Below are 17,824 nucleotides of genomic sequence, written 5' to 3'. Positions count from 1 at the left end.
ACAGGCTTACGGTCACATGGGGAAACAAGGGAGGGGAAGATGGTGGACCGAAGGAGGATCGAACTCCCGACCTCTGCATTGCGAACGCAGCGCTCTCCCAGCTGAGCTATCGGCCCAAATCGACAGCCATGATATGACAAGGGCCTTGCGCTTGCCAAGCCCGGCCCCACAGCATCCGGCCAAGCTGGCGCATCCCCGCCACAACTCGCCATTTCAATGGCATGCCCGCCCCCGGCGAGACTACACTGCTCCGGCTCATCTCAACATCATCGCCGGAGATTTCCATGCTGCGCATCCTGGGCCGCACCAGTTCCATCAACGTCCGCAAAGTGCTGTGGACCTGTCATGAAATCGGCATCGACTACCAACGCGAAGACTGGGGCCGCGGCTTCCAGTCCGCCAGCAGCCCGGAATTCCTGGCGCTCAACCCCAATGCGCTGATTCCGACAGTGGTGGACGACGGCCTGGTGCTGTGGGAATCCAACACCATCTGCCGCTACCTGGCCGACTCGCGCCGGGCCAGCCACCTGCTGCCCACCGATCCGCGCAGCCGCGCCCAGGTGGAAAAATGGATGGACTGGCAGGCCACCGAGCTGAACGGCTCCTGGGGCTACGCCTTCCACGGCCTCAGCCGGCACAGCCCGGAACATCAGGACCCGGCGCTGATCCAGGCCAGCATTCAACAGTGGGGCCACTATATGTCCATCCTGGACCGGCAACTGGCTTCGCAGGATACGCCCTACATCTGCGGCGACGATTTCACCCTGGCCGACATCGTGCTCGGTCTGTCCATCCACCGCTGGCAGCTAACGCCTTTCGACAAGCCGGAACTGCCGCATGCGAACGCCTATTATCAGCGCCTGATTCAACGGCCGGGGTTTGTGACGCATGGCAGTATCGGAGTGGCGTAAAAAATGGCTGCGGATATTTTACATACCACCCAAAACAAATATGGCCAAGTAAGTTTAGAAGCCATTGAGCTTTATAAGACTGGTACTCCATTGCCAGAGGCTTGGCATCTAGCCGCTATCAAAATATTTAGCCAGAAGCAGCAGGCAAGCATTGAAAAGGGGTGTCCTAAATCGGCATTCTTGGGACTTGCTTCTGCCGGAAAAATTAAGGGGATTCCCAAAGGGAACTATACAAAATCAGAAGATAATAAAAATTACGCATTAACCGCATTAGAAATCATAACAAATAATCCATTACTAGCTTCCGATGCGAAGCTTCTATGGAAACTTGTCATGAATGGAGTAGAAAAAAGTCATAACCAACAGATGGATGTCGTTATCACTCTGTGGAACGCTAAAAAGTTCTCTCACCAATAAGTCAGGAAATTGAGCGTAAAAACTAAAGAAGCCCGGCAACGCCGGGCTTTCACTTCTCAGACTGACTTAAGCCTTCCTCACCTTGCCCTCCAGGTCAAAACTCGCCTCCACCGCCCGGTGATAGTCGTGCTGGCCATCGACATGGGCGAACACGTCCAGGCGACGCAAGCCCAGCGCCAGCACGCGTTCCAGATGGTTGAAGAAGGCCACCCAAACGCCACGCTGTTGCTCGTTGGCGAAGTCGATGTCTCGGGCGATGCGGCCGAGCAGGCCGGAACCGACCAGCAGCGGATTGTCCTTCAGCCATTGCAGCAGATGGGCGGCGTATTCGCGGCCGTCGGCGCAGGCCTGTGGATAAGAATCGTAGCTGGGCTCGATTTGCCAGTAATGGGGATAAGTGCGACCGGGGATGAAACTGACGAAGGGCAACAGGGTTTCGACAGCTTCTCTTGATACGCCTTTGTAGCGGCGGCGCGGGGGGAAAAATGGATTCATACACAAGCTCCTGAGCAAAGCCTGTCGCTGAACTTGCGCAGTTCAGCGCCAAGACCACATGAAAATGAAAAATGCGAATCTGATTTCATTTACCCATGTAGTTCTCTGAACCCATCGTGATGGGAACAAACCAGAACGTAAGGGATTGGCGTACAGCCGTCACCATCGTGGCCGCGCAACGCGGCGCGATGGTTGGCACGCGCGCGGTTAGCAACACGTGTTCCTTACTATTCAGGTTTGCACTCCCGGTGCCACCATTGCGCGGCACAAGGCGGATTGTTGCCGCTGTGGCGGGTGGGGTCAAGGGAGCGGCGACTGGTTCAAGCTTGCACAAGCGAATGTGACGTTAAGAACGTGTTTACGATCTTGCGAGCAAGAGCGAGACAAGGCAGAAACCGCTAAGAAAGTGGAGAGGATATTTGGCCAAGCAAATATCCTTTCCCTGCTCGCCGGGCAGTCCCGGCAATGAAAATCATCATCCGCGCAGCGGATTCAGACTCTGGAAAAGCGTAAACGACCAACATCACTCCCGCATATGCAGCCCGTAGTACATGGTCTGGTCCCAGTAGCCACCGGTGAGGCCAGCCAGATATTGCGCCGCGCGGAACAAATCCGCCGCGCTGCAGCAACCGGCGCTGACATTGCCACGGTAGAGCCCGCTATTGGGATCGAACACCCAGATATAGTCGCTGCCCTTGTAGACGCCGACGGCGTGGCCGGAAGCGCCGCCGTTATGCATCAGGTTGAGGAATAGCGCGTCGCCGAGCACCATCCGATTTTCGATGATGTCTTGCCAGGCTTGAGCGCTGACGCCGTGGGCGTTGTTGCTGTAGTGGCAGAAGACGAGGCCGAAGGTTTCCGCATGATTGGCGTCGCCCACCCGGTTGTGGGCGGCCACCGAGGGGTAGACCTGCTGTTCCAGATAGGAGGCGAAGCGGAACAGGTAAGTCCCGTTGTCGAATTGCTGGTAGAGCGCGTCCGCCTGCGCGGTGGTGGGCAGGTAGTCGCCGGCGCTGCTGCCCATATTGAATTTGCCCACGCGGTCCTGGATGTGCTTGAGCCACAGGCAGACCGCGGCCTCGCACACCCCGGCGGCGTTGGCACCGTTCCCGGCATTATTGAAAGCCCTTTGCAACGACCACGCCATCGCGTCCCCCCTTGTTGCTTACTGGTTTCAGATTTTCAAGACACGCGCCTGTCATGGCGCGATATTTCGAAATAAACCGTAAACGGTGTTTGCGCCAGTGGATTCAAGCGTGACCACGGCCCGGCGGCGATGCCGGGCCGTGGCTGATCATGAGTGTTTCTCAGCGCCGGAACAGCTCGGCCTCGCTGGCCGGCTGCAGCCGCGGCGGGCCGGACAAGGCTTGCAGGAAGGCGTGCAACGCCTGTTTTTCCGCGGCGCTGAGGCCCAACGGCTTGAGCAGCGGCGAGGGCTTGGGCAGCGTGTATTTTTCCACGCCCACCGCTTCCACCAGATTGCCGCCGCTGTTGTAGAACTCGATCACGCCGGCGCCGTTCTCATCCAGCGGGAGGTCGCCGGTGTGCATGTAGTCGCCGGTGTAGAGCAGATCGCGCAGGGTGGGGGTGCGGAATTTGCCCAGATCGGCGCGCAGGCCGGTGACGCCGCCGCGGCCCAGGTCTTCCTTGTCGCGGCCGATGTAGTTGAGGCCGGTGTTGTGGAACTGGTTGTCGGACAGCAGCGGGCTGTTGTGGCAGTTGATGCAGCGCGCCTTGGTTCGGAACAGATGCAGGCCCCACAGCGCTTGGTCGTTCAGCGCGGCGCGCTCGCCCTTGAGGAAGCGGTCGAAGGCGCTGTCCTGGCTGATCAGGGTGCGCTCGAAGGTGGCGATGGCCTTGGCCATGCGCTCCAGATCCACGCGGCTGTCGCCATAGGCGGCGGTGAACAGCGGCGCGTATTCCGGTGCGGCGGCGATCTTGGCCACGGCCTGGCCCAGCGGCTGGTGCATTTCCAGCGGGTTGACCACCGGGCCCTTGGCTTGCTCTTCCAGGCTGGCGGCGCGGCCGTCCCAGAACAGCGCGCCGACATAGGCGGTGTTGAGCAGGGTCATGGCGTTGCGGCCGCCCAATTGGCCAATGTGGCCTTGGGACACCGGGCGCGGATCGCTCCAGCCGTGTTCCGGCGCGTGGCAGCTGATACAGGCGATGCGGTTGTTGCGGGACAGCCGGGGGTCGCGGAACAGTTTGTCGCCCAGCGCCGCCTTGGCGGCGCTATAGGGGTTGTCGGCCGGAAACGGCACCGCCGGCAGCAGGCCCAGGTCGCGGAAACCGGCTTGCGCCGCCGCGTCCAGCGAGGGAGCGGGCCAGGCCGCTTGGCGGTCCGCGCCGGGCTGGTATTGGCTGTAGCGGGTCCGCCATTGCGCCAGCTGGGCGGCGTCCGGCTCCTCGCCGTCGCTGTCCGGCAGCGGCGGCTTGGCCGGCCGGATGGAGAGGGCGACCAGCAGCGGTTGCTCGGCCTGGCCGGCGAGATGGGCCGCGCTCTGTTTTCCGCCGTTTCGGTCCAAGCCGTAGAGCTCGCCGCTCGCGTCGCGCGCCCATACTCGGGCGGCGGCGGCGGCGTTGGCGGCGGGATAGTCCTGATCCTGTTGCAATTGCAGCCAGCGGATGGCCTCGGCCACGCTGGGCAACCGCCAATTGTCCTGCTGGCACAGCCGCTGCTGTTGCAACGCGGCCAACGCCGGATTAAGGCTGGCCGCGCCGGCCGGCCGCGGCCGGGCCTGCCACAGGATGACGTCGCGCCAGCTGTCCGGGTGCTGGTTGTCGTCGACGCAGGCGGCCTGGGCCGGCGTGGTCAGTTGGCCGTCGGCGCTGACCGGGATGTAGGCCGGCGGCTTCGGCGGATTCTGTTCCGGGTTGGGATCGTCCGCCAGCTTGGGGCCGCGCACCAGGCGCAGCCGCGCCGGCTGGCCCAGGCTGAGGCTGACGCTGGGCAGAGTGCGGTGGGTGTCGTCGAAAGCCACCGCCACCGCGCCTTCGCCGCGGCGGCTGGTGGCGGTCCAGTAAAAGGCGGCTTCGGCGTCCGGGAAGACATGGCGGTCCATCGCCGGCAGGCCGCGCGAGCGGTCGTACTGGCTCCAGTCCAGCAGGGTTTTCAGTTCGCGCTCGGTGGGCAGCCGCCAGCCGCGTTCCGCGGCGATGTCTTCTTCGCTGTCTTCGAAGCCGCAGAGTTTTTGCTTGTTCACGGCTTCGGTGTAGGTGACGGCCAGGCAGTCTTCCTGGCCGGGTTCGCATTGGGCCGGGCGTTCCGGATTGCGGCTGGCGCTGGCGTAATAGCTGTGGAACTGGCTGCGCAGGCCCTGCACGGACTTCACTTCCCAGATCAAGCCGGTCTGCTTGTCTTTCACGCAACCGGCGCGTTCGCCGGCGTCGGTCAGGGGCGCGCCGTCGGTTTCGGCCAGCGGGGTAAAGCGCGGACCGGGCGGCTGTTCGCGCAGCGCGGCCAGGCTCAGGCGAAAGTGGCTGGCCGCGTAGTCGGCGGCCACTACGCTGCGGGCAATACCGGCGCTGTCCAGCAGGGTTTGCAAATCGCCGGCCTGTTCCAAGCGCATGCTGCGCCGGAAACGGGCGGCGGTGTCAGCGCTGATCTGGATGCCGTTGTTGGGGTTGTCATCTTCGTCCAGCGTCAGCAGCAGCTGTACCTGACGCAGCACTTTGGGATCCGCCGGGTTCTGGCTGCCAACCAGTTGCAGCGGGGTAAGCTGGGCCGCACCCAGGCTACGGCCCAGTTCCAGCTGACCGATGCGGAAGACGACGATTTCGCCGTCCAGGTAGTGGAATTCGCCGTTGGCGGTGGTTTTGCCGGCATGGCTGCCGCTGTCGTAGTCCAGGCCCGCTACCGGGCTATCGACAAAGACGCCGGTGCGAACCGGCTGGGCAGCGGGGCCGCCGGAGCAGGCGGCCACTGCCAGGCTGCCCGCCAGGATGAAGGGGAATGCTAAGCGCGAGTGCATCACTGTTATTAAGAATCATTTTCAAAACGGCAGATTATGCGTTTGTAGAGTTGTTCGTACAAGAAGCATGTCGGGGATAGGGAAGCCGGAGTCGCGACTTGGCCGTTCAGCCGCTGTACTCAAGCAGCGACGATGCCTCGCGTCGTTTGATCGATATCGATTAGCAGAATCGGCTTCTATTGGTGCAATCGCATAAAATGCCCGAGCCCGGCCGATGTCGTCGGGACAATTTTTTGTGATGAATGAGGCATCCCATGAAACACTTGAAGCAGGCCAGCCTGCTGGCCATCGCGATGTTCGCGTTCTGCCACGCCGCCTGGGCCGCCAAACCGATAGAGGTTGGCGAAGACGGCGAAACCCGCATCGTGCTGAGCGGCACGGTGGTGGGGCCGGTGCAGTCCGGCAACAAGGCCGACGGCACTTTTTTTCAAGGCCTTCCATTTGAAACTGGCACAAGCGCTGCGCTTTGACGACGGCGGCTCTTGCGGTGAACAGGAACTGCGCAGCCTGGCGCTGAACCAGGGCGATATGGCGCGCTACCAGGGCAAGCGCATCCAGGTGCGCGCCAAGGTGTTCTGCCAGGAAAATCGCACCGGCAGCTACCATTTGTCCGATATCGAAGTGCTCTGAGCGGCTACGGCTCCGACGTAAAAAAAGCAGCCCATCGGCTGCTTTCTTGTTTTGGGGCGCGCGGTTTCAACTTATCCACAGACCGGCAAAAATTTTCATCTTATCCACAATCACGCCTGCGTCGCCGCCCGTTCGTCCGCCGGCAACAGGCGCGGCGTCCAGGCCAGCAAGGCCGCCCATAGCAGGCCCAAGACCAGCAGCGTCAGCCACAACGGCGCGCCGGCTTGCAGACCGCGCAGTTGCGCGCCGCCCCAATAAGCCAACGGCCCCGCCAGCGCGCCGATGAGCGCCAGCAAGCGCGGCGACGGCCGCCAGGCGTCCAGCAGGCGCAGCCACCAACAGCTGAAGCTCAGCCACAAGGTGACTCTCCACAAGGGCAGGGTGCCGACGCCGACGAAGCGGTACAGCCCCAGGCCGGCGATGGCGAAGTCCAGCAGGCAGCCCGTCGCGGTCAACAGCAGCGCGCGGGCTTTGAGCCCGGCCGGCAATCCTTGCCAGGCCAACAGCGCGCCGGCCAGCAACAGCACCACGTAGCGGTCGCGGAAACTGAGCAACAGCCAGGCCCCGGCGCAGAACAGCAGGCCGCCCAGCAGCAGCCTGGGCCAGCGCTTGCCCGCCTCAGGCGTCATAGCCCAGATTGGGGGCCAGATCGCGTTCGGCTTGTTCCACGCTGACGCCGCGGCGTTCGGCGTAGCTGGCCACCTGGTCGCGCTCTATCTTGCCCACGCCAAAGTAGCGCGCGGCAGGGTGACTGAGATAAAAACCGGACACGGCGGCGGTGGGCAGCATCGCGTAGCCTTCGGTCAGCGTCATGCCGATGGCCGGCGCGTCCAGAAGTTCGAACAGCGCGGTCTTGACGGTGTGGTCCGGGCAGGCCGGGTAGCCGGGCGCTGGGCGGATGCCCTGGTACTTTTCGTCGATCAGCGCTTCGTTGTCCAGTTGCTCGGCGGCGGCGTAGCCCCAGAACTCCCGGCGCACTCGGGCGTGCATCAGTTCCGCGAAGGCTTCGGCCAGCCGGTCCGCCAGCGCCTTGAGCAGGATGGAGGAATAGTCGTCGCCGGCGTCTTCGAAGCGTTTGACGTGCGGCTCGATGCCAATGCCGGCGGTAACGGCGAAGGCGCCGATGTAATCCTGCACGCCGCTGTCCCGCGGCGCGATGTAGTCGGCCAGCGCCCAGTTGGCCTTGCCGTCCATCTTGGGCAGTTGCTGACGCAGCCCCACCCAGCTCATCAGGCTGGCGCGGTTGTCCGGATCGCGGATTTCGATGTCGTCGTGGTTGACGCTGGAAGCCGGGAACAGACCGATCACCGCGTTAGCCCCCAGCCAGTTCTCGGCGATGATCTGCTTGAGCATCACTTGCGCGTCCTCGTACAAGGCGCGCGCGGATTCGCCGACGATCTCGTCGTTCAGGATGCGCGGGAAGCGGCCGGCCAGTTCCCAGCTCTGGAAGAACGGGGTCCAGTCGATGTAGGCGGCGATCTCGGCCAGCGGATAGCGCTCGAAGCGGCGCACGCCCAGCCATTTCGGCTTGGGCGGCTGGTAGGCCGTCCAGTCTATCGCTTCCTTGTTGGCGCGCGCCTGCTCCAGGCCGACCACCTTGCGGCTCGCCTTGTTGGCGTGGCCTTCGCGGGCGCGGTCTTGCTCGGCCTGGTTTTCCAAAACGAAGGCGTCGCGCAGCGTATCTGACAACAGGTTTGAGCAGACGCCGACGGCTCGGCTGGCGTCCGGCACGTAGATCACCGGATGTTGATAGTGCGGAGCGATCTTGACAGCGGTGTGGACCTTGGATGTGGTGGCGCCGCCGATCAACAATGGGATGGTGAAGCCCTGGCGCTGCATTTCCTTTGCCACATGGCTCATTTCTTCCAGGCTGGGCGTGATGAGGCCGGACAGGCCGATGATGTCGGCCTTGTGCTCAATGGCGGCGTCCAGGATTTTCTGGCAGGGCACCATCACGCCCAGGTCGATCACCTGATAGTTATTGCAGCGCAGCACCACGCCGACGATGTTCTTGCCGATATCGTGGACGTCGCCCTTGACCGTGGCCATGATGATCACGCCCTTGGCCGGCGCGTCGGCCAAGCCAAGCCGGATTTTTTCCTCCTCGATGAAGGGCTCGAGATGAGCGACGGCGGCCTTCATCACCCGCGCGGATTTGACCACCTGCGGCAGGAACATCTTGCCGGCGCCAAACAAGTCTCCCACCACGTTCATGCCGTCCATCAGCGGACCTTCGATCACGTGGATGGGCCGCGCGGATTTCTGCCGCACTTCCTCGGTGTCTTCGACGATGAAGGTGGTAATGCCCTTGACCAGCGCGTGCTCCAGCCGCTTTTCCACCGGCAGCGCGCGCCAGGCCAGGTCTTCGCCCTTTTTCTCGCCGGCGGCTTCCCCTTTGTATTTTTCCGCCAGCGCGATCAGGTGTTCGGTGGCGTCGCCGCCGTCCTTGGGCGCGCGCATCAGCACCACGTCTTCAATGCGTTCGCGCAGTTCCGGATCTACCTCGTCGTAGACTTCCAGCGCGCCGGCATTGACGATGCCCATGGTCATGCCGCGCTGGATGGCGTGGTAGAGGAAGACGGCGTGGATGGCCTCCCGCACCTTGTTGTTGCCGCGGAAGGAGAAGGAGACGTTGGACACGCCGCCGGAAATCTTGGCGTGCGGCAGCTGCTGCTTGATCCAGCCGGTGGCTTCGATGAAGTCCAGGCCGTAACGCGCGTGTTCCTCAATGCCGGTGGCCACGGCGAAGATATTGGGATCGAAGATAATGTCTTCCGGCGGGAAGCCCACTTCGTCCACCAGAATGCGGTAACTGTTCTCACAGATTTCTATCTTGCGGGCGTAGGTGTCGGCCTGGCCGGCTTCGTCGAAAGCCATCACGATCACCGCGGCGCCGTAGCGGCGAATCAGCCGCGCCTGCTCAACGAATTTGTCCTTGCCTTCCTTCATCGAGATCGAGTTGACGATGCCCTTGCCCTGTATGCATTTGAGGCCGGCCTCGATCACGTCCCATTTGGAGCTGTCGATCATGATGGGCACGCGGGCGATGTCCGGCTCGGAGGCGATCAGGTTGAGGAAGCGCACCATGGCGGCATGGGCGTCCAGCATGCCCTCGTCCATATTGATGTCGATGACCTGGGCGCCGTTTTCCACTTGCTGACGCGCCACGTCCAGCGCGGTGGCGTAGTCGCCGTTGAGAATGAGCTTGGCGAAGGCGCGGCTGCCGGTGACGTTGGTGCGCTCGCCGACGTTGACGAACAAATCGCCGTCGCCGATGTTGAACGGCTCCAGGCCGGACAAGCGGCACTTGGCCTCGATCTGCGGCAACGGCCGCGGCGCGACGCCGTCCACCGCGCGGGCGATGGCGGCGATGTGTTCCGGCGTGGTGCCGCAACAGCCGCCTACGATGTTGATCAGGCCGGACTCCGCCCACTCACGGACGTAGACGCCCATCGCTTCCGGCTCCAGGTCGTAGCCGCCAAAGGCATTGGGCAGGCCGGCGTTGGCGTGCACCGATACATAGCCGGCGGACACTCTCGCCATTTCCTCGACATAGGGCCGCAGCAGGTCCGGACCCAACGCGCAGTTGAGGCCGTAGCTAACCGCGTCGGCGTGGGACAGCGAGTTGTAGAAGGCCTCGGTGGTCTGCCCGGTCAGGGTACGGCCGGATTGGTCTGTGATGGTGCCCGAAATCATGATAGGCAAACGCGGCGTGCCCGGACGCTCATCAAAGTATCGGTGAATGGCGAACACCGCCGCCTTGGCGTTCAGGGTGTCGAAAATGGTTTCCACCAACAGCAGGTCCGCGCCGCCCCGCACCAGGCCGTCTATCGCCTCGGTATAGGACGTCACCAGTTCATCGAAGCTGACATTGCGGTAGCCCGGGTCGTTGACATCCGGGCTGATGCTACAGGTGCGGTTGGTGGGACCAAGCACGCCGGCGCAGTAGCGCGGCTTGGCCGGATTGGCGGCGCTGGCCTTCTCGCACAGTTCCTTGACCAGCCTGGCCGCGGCATGATTGATTTCCCAGACTAGGCTTTCCATGGCGTAATCCGCCATGGCGATGGAAGTGGCGTTGAAGGTGTTGGTTTCGATGATGTCGGCGCCGGCGTCCAGATAAGCCTGGTGAATGCCGCCGATCACGTCCGGGCGCGTTAGCGCCAGCAAGTCATTGTTGCCCTTGACGTCGCAAGGCCAGTCGGCAAAGCGCTCGCCCCGATAATCGGCTTCCTCCAACTGATGGCGTTGGATCATGGTGCCCATGCCACCATCCAGAATCAGAATGCGTTGGGACAGGTGTTGCCGGAGGGGATGCGAGAATGTTTTTGTCATGGCGGCTGAACTTTTTTTGTCTACAACGATAACAAGCGCAACGGACTCAAAAGGTCATCTTAACACTCGCAATCAACTGTCCGGGCGCTTGCTTAAGAATAAAGAGAGAACATCCATATGGCCATTACGAATAAGCTGTGGCTGCTCGCGGGGCTGGCGGCGGCTTGGTGCGGGGAGGCTTGGGCGGCGGGTAGTTTGCGTATAGGCGTGGCGGATACCGACGCGGCGCCGGTCGTGATGCTGTCCCCGGACGGCGAGCATCTGCGCGGCGGCTTGTCCAAGGATCTCGGCGAGATGCTGGCGGCGGAATTGGGCCTACGTCCGGAGTTCATCCTGATCGCCCGCAAACGAGTAGAACCCTCCATCGAATCCGGCCGGGTAGACATTATCTGCAACGCCAATCCGGACTGGTTCGGCAACGCGGCGCGTCTGGGCTGGACCCATGAAATCTACCCGCAATTGGAGCGGCCGTTGACATTGAAGCTGCCGACGGAGCTGCGCCAGGTGGGCGACCTCGCCGGCAAGCGCATCGTCACCATCCGCGGTTACAACTATCCCACGCTGGAACGCTTCTGGCGCGGCAACCCGGCTTTGCACAACGAGGAGGCGCGGATGGAGCTGCTGATCAAATCGGTGCAAAAACGGCTGAGCGATGTCGCCATCGTGTCTGAACTGGAGTTCGCCGCCTGGGCGCGCGCCTGGCCGCGAGATGCGGCGCAATTCAAGCTGCACCCTCTGGTAGTAACCTTCATGCCCACCATGTGCGCGGTGGCGCCGCATTCCGATATCAAGGTGGCGCAGCTGAATCAGGTCATAGACCGCCTGCAGAAAAGCGGCCGCATCAAGGCGGTGTTGAAAACCTATCAGTGGCAGCCGCAGGAATAAAAGCCGGCGGCCGGCGCCGCCGCTCTAATCCTGGCCGCGGAAGCGCTGTTCCAGCCGGTGCAGCACTTCCAGCGTGGTTTCCATCTGGCTGACGGGTACGTCCGCCAGCGCGTGCCGGAAAAAAGCTTCGCGCTTGGGTTGCACCGCCTCTATCAGCGCCTGGCCCGCCGGCGCCAACGTCACCAAGGTCTGGCGGTTGTCGGCCGGGTCGGTGATGCGCCGCACCAATTCCTCCTCCTCCATCGCCTTCAACTGCCGCGTCAGCGCGCCCGGATCCATCATCAGCCGGGTGGCCAGCTGTTTCTGCGTCGCCTGCTCCAGATCGGTCAGCGCGGCGAGGATGCGCCAGCGCGGCAAGGGGTAGCCCACCTGTTGCTCAAACGCCGCGTACATGGCGCGGCCGGTACGGCCAATTTGCTGCAGCAGATTGGGTGCGCGTTCAGTCATGGATTACCGCCGTCTTGGTTTTGACATCGCGCAATTCTACATGCGGGACTCGGCGCACGAGCAATAAGCCGAACACCGCCAGCGCCGCCACCAGCCACTGGCTGAGATGAATGGCGTCCACCAGCGCCAACCGGGAGGCGCCAAGCAGCGCACCGCCGTTGATCCCGGCCGCCGTCGTCAGTTGTTCGAAGCGGGCGGCGGTGTCCGGGCTGAGCAGGATTTGCGGATCGCGTAGCCAGGCCAGCCATTGCGGTTCGGTCGACAGAGCGTTGACGCCGGCGACGTAACGGTGGGTGACGAACACGCCCACCAGCGCTGTGCCTAGCATGCCGCCTATCATCCGCGTGGACTGGATCATGGCGGTGGCCACGCCCAGCTGTTCTCGCGGCGCGCTCTGTTGAACGAAGATGGTCAGATTAGGCAGCAGCAGGCCCAAACCCAGGCCGCCCACCGCCATCAGCATAGCCACCAGCCCGTGCCCGGTGGCGTCGTTCACCCAGCCCAGCGAGCCGGCGGTGAAAGCGAACAGCAGCAAGCCCAAACCCAGCAACAGGGTGGGGCGGCGCACCCGGGTGACGATGCGGCCGTTCAGGATGCTGCCCAGAGTGATGCACACCACCAGCGGCGTCACCAGCAGGCCTGCCTGGTTCGGGGACAAGCCAAAACCGCCCTGAAACATCAACGGCGCGTAATACATCACCGCGAACATGCCGCCGCCCAGTAGTAAAGACAGGCCGAACAAGGGCGCCAGGCTGCGGTGGCTCAACATGTCCAGCGGCAGCAGCGGATTGGAACAACGCCGCTCCCACCACAACAGGCCGGCCAAGGCGGCGAGGCTGCTCAGCCCCAGGCAGGCCATCAACCACAGCGGCTTGTGCAGCGGCAGCCATTCCACCAGCAATTGCATCGAGCCCAGCAGCGTCGCGATCAGCAACCCGCCCTGCCAATCCAGCTTGGACGCGGTTCCGGCTCGGCGCATCGCCGGCAAATAGCTCCACACAAACCACAGGCTGGCCAGGCCCACCGGCAGATTGACGAAGAAGACCCAACGCCATCCCAAATATTCGGTGAGAAAACCGCCTAGGGTCGGGCCCACCGCGTTGGCCAGGCCGAAAGCGGCGGTCAACATCACTTGCCAACGCAGGCGCTGCGCGGTTTCTGGAAACATGTCCGGCACACAGGCGAAGGTGGTGGCCACCAGCATGCCGCCGCCCACGCCTTGTAGCGCGCGCGCCAGCACCAGTTCCAACATGTTCTGAGCCAGGCCGCACAACATGGAGGCGACGGTGAACAGGATGATGGCGGTCAAGACGAAGGGCTTACGGCCGTGGTCGTCGCCCAGCTTGCCGAAGATGGGCACGGTGATGACCGAGGTCAGCAGATAGGCGGTTCCTACCCAGGCGTAGAGATCGAAGCCATGCAGCTCCGCCACCACGGTGGGCATGGCGGTGCCGACCACGGTCTGGTCGAGCGCCACCATCAGCAGCACAAAGCAGAGGCCAAGCATGGCCAGCACTTTCTGGCGGAAGTCCAGCGCGCCGGCCGCTCCAGCGGTTGCGGCTAAGGTGTTCATTTTTGTTGACCTGACAATAATTGACTAGTCAATTATTTTGCGCCGATAAGCCGCCGGAATCCAGTGCCGGACACAAAGATTTACAAAGCAGGCTTAAAACAGGTTCTTAGGCGGCGGCGCGGACGCGCCGCCGCACGCGCTTCAATAGCCGCGCCGCGCCAGCCAGCTGCTGGCCTCGCTCTTGGCCAGGATGGCCACCAGCCAGTCGCGGAACACCTTGACCTTGGGCAGTTCCGCCAGCTCGTGCGGATAGACCAAGTAATAGCTCCACTCGGTTTCCAGCACGGTGTCGAAAGGCATCACCAGCCGGCCGGAATCCAGGTCCTGGGTCACCATGGACACCTGGGCCAGGGTCACGCCCATGCCGGCGACGGCGGCGTGCAGCGCGTATTCGGAAGCGTCGAAGGTGACGCCGCTTTCCGGATTCACGCCATTGACGCCGGCCAGTTTCAGCCAGCGCTTCCAGGTGTCCTGATCACGCCACGGGTGCAGCAGGGTGTGGTGGCGCAAATCGTCCGGGGTGTTCAGCGGATGCTTGCCGTTAAGCAGGGCCGGCGAGCAGACCGGAATCAGCTTCTCGCGGCAGATGCACTCGGTGCGCAGATCCGGCGCCACTTCGGCGCGCGCCATGCCCACCACCGCCAGATCGTATTCCGCCCGGTTGAACGGCTTGTCGTGAATCAGCTGGGTCACCAGATGCAGCGTGTATTCCGGATAGCGGGTCTGGAAATCCGGCAGATTAGGCAGCACCCAGCGCATTGCCGGGGTGGGGGGCATGCGCACGCGCAGATCACTTTGCCGCAGCCGCAGCGCTTCGCTGGCTTCGTTCAGTAATTGGAAGGCTTCGCGCGCGGGCTTGATCAGCGCCTCGCCTTCGGCGGTCAGGGACAGCCCGCGCGCCTGCCGGGTGAACAGCGTGGCGCCGTAGTATTCCTCCAGCGTTTGCACATGGCGGCTGACCGCCCCCTGAGTCAGGCTGAGCGCGGCGGCGGCGCGGGTAAAGGACAAATGCTCGGCGGCAACGACAAATACGCGTAATGCATTCAGCGGTGGCAGCTTCATCTTACATGCCTTTTTATCATGGTTATCATGAAATTAACTGCTTTGTCATGCCAGGCGCAACATCGTATGCTAGGCATCCTGGGCACGGCTGGGCTTTGAATGGCGCTCCGCGGCATGCAGGCCGCCGCCATGCAACAATGGCATGGAGATCCGCTCTCCCCGCCGAGCGAGCCGTCTATGCCGCGCTCCCCGATTTCCAGCGCGGCGCCTGTAGCCGGAGTCAAGCCTGGCCTTGGCTTGCCCGGAAATGGAACCGTCATTCCCGAGCCTAAGGCTTTATCCGTACTGAAATAGTAACGGATTATAAATATTACAGGATGACATCCGCTTGCAACGGAGAATTTTCCACTGCTTACCGCGAGTCGCCGCAAGATGCGGCGGCGTCGCCAGATTGACTGCCAATCCACGTTGGGCATTGCCGGGTTCAGACAGGGCCCGGCTTTTTTTTTGCCCGCTATCCGGCGAACGGGCAAGAAAAAAGGCCACGCAAGTGGCCCAAAGTTCGGAGAATAAGCCCGCGCGGCAATCCTGCCTGCGGGCGCGGGCGGCAAACCGCCCGTTCTTGAGTTTGCGAGTGTAGCGCGTTGCGCCGACAGCGGCAACGCAATAATCCTTGCTAGTACCGCCCCGCTGTCATTCTCCCAATTCCGCCAACAATTCCGCCTGCTGTTCGGCGATCAAAGCGTCGGTCAGTTCGCTCAGGTCGCCGTCCATCACGTAATCCAACTTGTACAAGGTCAGGTTGATTCGATGGTCGGTGATGCGGCCCTGCGGAAAATTATAGGTGCGGATGCGCTCGGAGCGGTCTCCGGAGCCAATCAGGCTCTTGCGCTCGGCCGCCTCCTTCTGCTGCTGCTCGCGGCGCTGGATGTCCATGATGCGCGCCGCCAGCACTTGCATCGCGCTGGCCTTGTTGGCGTGCTGGGAACGGCCGTCCTGACACTCCGCCACAATCCCCGTCGGAATATGGGTGATGCGCACCGCGGAGTCGGTCTTGTTGATGTGCTGGCCGCCGGCGCCGCTGGCCCTGAAGGTGTCGATCCGCAGGTCCGACGGGTTCAGCACCACGTCGGCCAGCTCATCGGCTTCGGCCATCACCGCCACGGTGCAGGCGGACGTATGAATGCGGCCCTGGGTCTCGGTCACCGGCACCCGCTGCACGCGGTGGCCGCCGGACTCGAACTTGAGCCGGGAAAAAGCGCCGAAACCTATCAGGCGCACGATCACTTCCTTATAACCCCCCAGGTCGGACTCACTGGCGGATACGATCTCCGCTTGCCAGCGGTTGCGTTCCGCGTAGCGGGTATACATGCGCAACAGGTCGCCGGCGAACAGCGCGGCCTCGTCGCCGCCGGTGCCCGCGCGGATTTCCAGAAAGATGTTTTTCTCGTCGTTGGGGTCCTTGGGCAAGAGCAGCTTCTGCAACTCCAGCTCCAGCGCCGCCAGCTTGTCCTTGCCCTCGGCGATTTCCGCCTGGGCGAACTCCTTCATCTCCGGGTCCGACAACATGTCTTCCGCCGCGGCGATGTCGCTCTCGCACTGGCGATAGCTCTGGTAGGTTTCCACCACCGGGCTGAGTTCGGCGTGCTCGCGGGTGAGCTTGCGGAACGCATCCATATCTTGAGTGGCCGCTTCGCTGGCCAGGAGGTGGGTCACCTCTTCCAGACGGTCGGCCAGTTGCGCCAGTTTGGCCGCAATTGACGCTTTCATTACGACTCCGGGTGTAAACGATAAAGACGCGCCACGGCTTCCACTTGCGCGTCGTGCTCCGCGCCGCGCCCGGACGACAAGGCCCGGGTGGGGGGATGCATCAATTTATTGGTCAGTTGCACCGACAGGGTTTCCAGCACCCGCTCCGGCGCTTCGCCGCGCGCCAGCTGCTTGAGCGCGGCGTCGAGCGCGGCGCGGCGCAGCCGGTCGGCGTCGTCGCGCAGCGCGCGGATCAGCGGCACGGTCTCGCGCTTTTTCAGCCAGTCGCTAAATTCGCAGACCCGCGCCTGGATGATGGTTTCGGCTTCCGCGGCCGCGCTCTGGCGCGCTTCCTTGCCCACTTCCACCACGCTGGCGATATCGTCGACGCTGTACAGGAACACGTCGGCCAGCTTGCCCACTTCCACTTCAATGTCGCGCGGCACAGCCAGGTCCAGCATGAAAATGGGCCGGTGGCGACGGGCCTTGATCGCGCGCTCCACCATGCCCTTGCCGATGATGGGCAACTGGCTGGCGGTGGAGGTGACCAGCACATCGTAGCGCGGCAGGATGTCAGGCAGCTCGGCGAGGGTGACGGCGTTGCCGCCAAACTGCTCCGCCAACCGCTGGCCGCGCTCCAGCGTGCGGTTGGCCACGGTGATACAGGAAGGATTGCGCGCGGCGAAGTGGGTGGCCACCAGCTCTATCATTTCCCCGGCGCCGACGAACAGGATGTTCAGTTCGCCTATGGTGGGGAAGATCTGCTCGGCCAGCTTGACCGCCGCCGCCGACATCGACACCGAACTGGCGCCCACCGCGGTATTGGAACGCACTTCCTTTGCCACGGCGAAGGTACGTTGAAACAGACCGTTGAGCAGGGTGCCCATGGTGCCGGCGTGTTCGGCGCTACGTACCGCGTCCTTCAACTGGCCCAGAATCTGGGTCTCGCCCAGCACCATGGAGTCCAGGCCGGAAGCGACGCGGAAAGCGTGGCGCGCGGCGTTGGCCTCGTCCAGTTGATAAAGATAGGGTTGCATCTCCGCCAGCGCCAGGCCGTGGAATTTGGCCAGCCAGCTGAGCGCCGCCTGCGGATCGCTGCCGGTGCAATAGATCTCGGTGCGATTACAGGTGGAGACGATGGCCGCCTCGCGCGCCGCGTGCGAGCTGACCAGGCTGTCCAGCGCCTTGGGCAACACCTCCGCAGGAAAAGCCAGCTTTTCCCGGATGGAGAGCGGTGCGGTATGGTGGTTCAAACCAAGGGCGAACAGATGCATGGGCGGATAAGCCGCGGAAAGAAATGGGGTATTTTAGCCTAACTTGAACCGCACGTCCTGCGCTGCGGGGGCAAGCCCCGCCGGTCCGTCGTCAGCGCCTTATATGACATAGCAGAATCCAGCGCCGCGCGCCGTCTA

General features: G+C 63.0%; 15 protein-coding genes and 1 tRNA gene. 5 read left to right on the top strand and 11 right to left on the bottom strand.

The features are described from left to right. Positions 1 to 40: 40 nt before the first annotated feature. A tRNA-Ala gene (locus GYH29_RS23985) sits at positions 41 to 116 on the bottom strand. Positions 117 to 284: 168 nt separating this feature from the next. Here GYH29_RS23985 and GYH29_RS23980 point away from each other — a divergent pair. Both GYH29_RS23980 and GYH29_RS23975 read left to right on the top strand, forming a co-directional pair. Then, on the top strand, positions 285 to 911 hold the full coding sequence (locus GYH29_RS23980) for a glutathione S-transferase family protein (protein WP_118268520.1): 627 nt from the start codon (positions 285 to 287) through the stop codon (positions 909 to 911). 3 nt (positions 912 to 914) lie between these two features. After that, a complete protein-coding gene (locus GYH29_RS23975; protein ID WP_152596966.1) occupies positions 915 to 1,328 on the top strand; it encodes a DUF6979 family protein in 414 nt (137 codons plus the stop codon). Between the two features lie 66 nt (positions 1,329 to 1,394). Here the strand turns inward: GYH29_RS23975 and GYH29_RS23970 are convergent, their stop codons facing one another. From GYH29_RS23970 to GYH29_RS23960, 3 genes are all read right to left on the bottom strand, one after another. Then, the gene (locus GYH29_RS23970; RefSeq protein WP_118268519.1) at positions 1,395 to 1,823 is read right to left on the bottom strand and encodes a hypothetical protein; all 429 of its coding nucleotides are present in this window, start codon (positions 1,821 to 1,823) and stop codon (positions 1,395 to 1,397) included. 523 nt (positions 1,824 to 2,346) lie between these two features. Beyond that, positions 2,347 to 2,970, bottom strand: coding sequence for a hypothetical protein (locus GYH29_RS23965; RefSeq protein WP_161524503.1), 624 nt, complete (start codon positions 2,968 to 2,970; stop codon positions 2,347 to 2,349). Positions 2,971 to 3,130: 160 nt separating this feature from the next. Continuing rightward, a complete protein-coding gene (locus tag GYH29_RS23960) occupies positions 3,131 to 5,794 on the bottom strand; it encodes a cytochrome c peroxidase (protein ID WP_107732209.1) in 2,664 nt (887 codons plus the stop codon). A gap of 254 nt (positions 5,795 to 6,048) precedes the next feature. Between GYH29_RS23960 and GYH29_RS23955 the strand changes: the two genes are divergently transcribed. Then, positions 6,049 to 6,264, top strand: a complete 216-nt coding sequence (locus tag GYH29_RS23955) for a hypothetical protein (RefSeq protein WP_161524502.1) — start codon at positions 6,049 to 6,051, stop codon at positions 6,262 to 6,264. Beyond that, positions 6,236 to 6,424: a hypothetical protein gene (locus GYH29_RS23950; RefSeq protein WP_107732207.1), complete on the top strand. Its 189-nt coding sequence runs from the start codon at positions 6,236 to 6,238 to the stop codon at positions 6,422 to 6,424. Before GYH29_RS23955 ends, GYH29_RS23950 begins: the two co-directional genes overlap by 29 nt. A gap of 110 nt (positions 6,425 to 6,534) precedes the next feature. On the opposite strand, the gene GYH29_RS23945 is transcribed toward GYH29_RS23950, so the two are convergent. Next, on the bottom strand, positions 6,535 to 7,053 hold the full coding sequence (locus GYH29_RS23945) for a DUF2878 family protein (RefSeq protein WP_118268517.1): 519 nt from the start codon (positions 7,051 to 7,053) through the stop codon (positions 6,535 to 6,537). Next, entirely contained in the window at positions 7,043 to 10,756 is a 3,714-nt protein-coding gene (gene metH, locus GYH29_RS23940; protein WP_019102436.1) for a methionine synthase, read from the bottom strand. Before metH ends, GYH29_RS23945 begins: the two co-directional genes overlap by 11 nt. Before the next feature lie 117 nt (positions 10,757 to 10,873). Between metH and GYH29_RS23935 the strand changes: the two genes are divergently transcribed. Beyond that, positions 10,874 to 11,641 carry a substrate-binding periplasmic protein gene (locus tag GYH29_RS23935; RefSeq protein WP_118268516.1) on the top strand — a complete coding sequence of 256 codons (768 nt, stop codon included), beginning with the start codon at positions 10,874 to 10,876 and terminating at the stop codon, positions 11,639 to 11,641. Positions 11,642 to 11,665: 24 nt separating this feature from the next. Here the strand turns inward: GYH29_RS23935 and GYH29_RS23930 are convergent, their stop codons facing one another. The 5 genes from GYH29_RS23930 to hemA form a co-directional block, all read right to left on the bottom strand. Then, positions 11,666 to 12,088, bottom strand: a complete 423-nt coding sequence (locus GYH29_RS23930; RefSeq protein WP_019102438.1) for a MarR family winged helix-turn-helix transcriptional regulator — start codon at positions 12,086 to 12,088, stop codon at positions 11,666 to 11,668. Continuing rightward, complete coding sequence (locus GYH29_RS23925; RefSeq protein WP_019102439.1) at positions 12,081 to 13,661, bottom strand: MFS transporter; 1,581 nt, start codon at positions 13,659 to 13,661, stop codon at positions 12,081 to 12,083. Before GYH29_RS23925 ends, GYH29_RS23930 begins: the two co-directional genes overlap by 8 nt. A 141-nt stretch (positions 13,662 to 13,802) precedes the next feature. After that, positions 13,803 to 14,723, bottom strand: a complete 921-nt coding sequence (gene gcvA / locus GYH29_RS23920) for a transcriptional regulator GcvA (protein WP_019102440.1) — start codon at positions 14,721 to 14,723, stop codon at positions 13,803 to 13,805. A gap of 633 nt (positions 14,724 to 15,356) precedes the next feature. After that, positions 15,357 to 16,433: a peptide chain release factor 1 gene (gene prfA / locus GYH29_RS23915; RefSeq protein ID WP_107732206.1), complete on the bottom strand. Its 1,077-nt coding sequence runs from the start codon at positions 16,431 to 16,433 to the stop codon at positions 15,357 to 15,359. Continuing rightward, the gene (gene hemA, locus GYH29_RS23910) at positions 16,433 to 17,686 is read right to left on the bottom strand and encodes a glutamyl-tRNA reductase (protein ID WP_019102442.1); all 1,254 of its coding nucleotides are present in this window, start codon (positions 17,684 to 17,686) and stop codon (positions 16,433 to 16,435) included. Before hemA ends, prfA begins: the two co-directional genes overlap by 1 nt. Positions 17,687 to 17,824: the final 138 nt, after the last annotated feature.

It is taken from the genome of Chromobacterium haemolyticum (assembly GCF_009936155.1).
GTDB classification, from domain to species: Bacteria; Pseudomonadota; Gammaproteobacteria; order Burkholderiales; family Chromobacteriaceae; genus Chromobacterium; species Chromobacterium haemolyticum.
This window is presented reverse-complemented; position numbering and strand designations above follow the sequence as displayed.